This window comes from Kitasatospora sp. NPDC094015 (assembly GCF_040304075.1).
Classification (GTDB): domain Bacteria; phylum Actinomycetota; class Actinomycetes; order Streptomycetales; family Streptomycetaceae; genus Kitasatospora.
In genome coordinates, this window is record NZ_JBEOUL010000079.1 from 1 (window position 1) to 2119 (window position 2119).

The window sequence follows — 2119 nt, forward strand, 5'->3', positions numbered from 1 at the left end:
GCGAGCGCGGCAGAGTGGGACGACACCGCGCGCCGGACGAGCGCGCCCCGGTCGGCATGGGACGGCGTCGAGCGCCGGGCACAGCACGCCGCCGCACCCGTTGCCCTCCCGGGCCGGGTGCCGTGGTGGCGCGACCCCCAGCGCCTGGGCGGCAACGTGCTGGCCGGGGTGCTCACCAGCACCGTGCTCTGGGTGGTGGGCTGGATCGCCACCCACGTCGAGATCCACTGGCGGTAGCGCAGCCGCACGGCCCGGTCCGTCCACTTCGGGAAGCAGCGCCTCCTGCCGGCGGCCGCCACCGAGGCCGGTACGGCAGATGGCGTGGTGGCCGGGGCCGGTTCGCAGCATGGTCGTGCCCCGGCCACGTCATCGATCCTGCCGCCGGGGTTGCTCGTTCGCATCCCAGGTGCGTCCTTGAGTGAAGTAGCCGGCGGCAGCGCCGCGACACAGATCCCGGGGCCTGGTTTCCCACTGACCGCCCACTGCGTGGCGCCAACACCTCGGCGGCGACGGCGTGCTCGCGTGCCCGGGGCGACGAGCTGCGCCTGGGCACCATGCGGTGCGACCCGGACCGCATGGTGCCGGCCGAGCCGAGTGGAGCCGGTCGGCCGCGCCGGCCGGGTTGGCTCAGGCGTCGACGGTGCGCGGCGGACGTCCGGGTCCGGTGCGGGTGGGCAGTGGAGCGTCGGGAACCTCCGCGACCGGCTCCTGCCCGAGGCCGGCGTTGGCACGGATGCCGCGGGCCGACTCCAGCAGCGCGGCCGCACCCTGCGGGCCGAGGCCGGCGATCAGCCGCAGCGCCTGGCGGGCGTCCTCGTGGTCCCGGTAGACCTGGAGCGAGGTCAGGTCATCCCACCCGGGGAGCAGGTAGGCCGCGGGGACGTCGAACGCGCGGGCCAGGCCGTGGAGGGTGCGCAGCGGGGGGTTGGCCTTGTTGCCGGCCAGGACGTCGCTGATGACGGCGTGGGAGATGGTCGGGGTGCCGTCGGTGTCCGCGGAGCGGGCGGCGAGGTGGCGGGAGGAGGGGAGGCGGCCGTCGGTGCGCAGCAGCCGGCGGCGCTGGTGCTGCAGCTTCTCGGCCAGGCGCAGTGCGGCGTTCACGGGCCTTCTCGGTCTCGGTGGTTGGGGTGCGGAGCAGTAGGCAGTCTAGGAGACCGGTGACTTCGGGTCGGCGAATCTCCGGCGCGGCGGCGGACGCGGCGGATGTGCCGCCGCGAAGGTGTTGCTCACGAGAGCAGTCGGCACCGGGCCGGGCACCAAGGCCTCGGAACGGGCTGCGGCAGGGCGTGGTCCTCGGGGTGCTGCGGGATGAGCATGGCCCGGCTGCCGGGGGATGGCAGGCCGGGCCGGGAGGAAACAGCGCGCCGACGCCGGTCTCCTGCCCTGACGCTACGACAGCTTCAGCCGGCCAGGGCGCAGGCACACCGCCGGCCCCGGTACCGTCCCGTGCCCTCCTCGCCCTCGCCGCCGTTGCGGAACCGGAAGGGGAGGAGGTCCGGGTGGATGCACCAGGCGCCCGGCGGCGCACGCAGCATCCCGCCGGACCCGGCCAGTTCGGGGGGCCGCTCGCCCTGCCCAGGTCGCCGGCCGGCAGGCCATGTGGCCGTACGGGCGGGCAGCGGGTGGTCCGCGGCCTTAGCGTCGGCGAGGCAGGGCGGAACTCGCCGCCCGCTCAACGGAAGTGATTCCCATGAACAAGCGCATAGCCCGTACCCTGGCCTGCTCCCTGCTCGCCGCCGGCATCGTCGCCGTCCCGGCGGCCGGCTCCGCCTTCGCCACCCCGGCCCACGGGACCCGCGGATCCGAGCAGTTCTACAACCACGAGGTGCAGGCCAGCACCGAGCACGTCAGCTACAGCGAGAGCACCACCTACTACGCCGAGAGCGACTGCTACGGCGAGGGCGGGTACGGCAACGAGGGCTACCGGTACCACGGGAACGGCCTCTTCGGCCGTGGCATCCTCGGTCTGGGTCTGCTCGGCCTGTAGCACCGCATCACCCTCCCGCGGCGCGGTCGCCGTGAGAGGGCGGGGCCCGTCCTGTTGAGTGCCAGGGCCCCGCCCCTTGCACGTACCGCCTTCCCGAGTAGTCGGCGCTACGCACACACCGCATTCGCCGCC

The 2119-nt window shown here is 74.6% G+C and carries 3 protein-coding genes; 2 read left to right on the plus strand and 1 reads right to left on the minus strand.

Going from position 1 to position 2119, the window contains the following annotated elements; translation table 11 throughout:
* The coding region (locus ABT014_RS34390) for a hypothetical protein (protein ID WP_350643779.1) at positions 1 to 237 on the plus strand (237 nt) is incomplete at its 5' end.
* Positions 238 to 627: 390 nt separating this feature from the next.
* On the opposite strand, the gene ABT014_RS34395 is transcribed toward ABT014_RS34390, so the two are convergent.
* The gene (locus ABT014_RS34395) at positions 628 to 1101 is read right to left on the minus strand and encodes a hypothetical protein (protein ID WP_350643781.1); all 474 of its coding nucleotides are present in this window, start codon (positions 1099 to 1101) and stop codon (positions 628 to 630) included.
* Positions 1102 to 1690: 589 nt separating this feature from the next.
* Here ABT014_RS34395 and ABT014_RS34400 point away from each other — a divergent pair.
* Positions 1691 to 1987: a hypothetical protein gene (locus ABT014_RS34400; protein ID WP_350643783.1), complete on the plus strand. Its 297-nt coding sequence runs from the start codon at positions 1691 to 1693 to the stop codon at positions 1985 to 1987.
* The last annotated feature ends 132 nt before the right edge of the window (positions 1988 to 2119 follow it).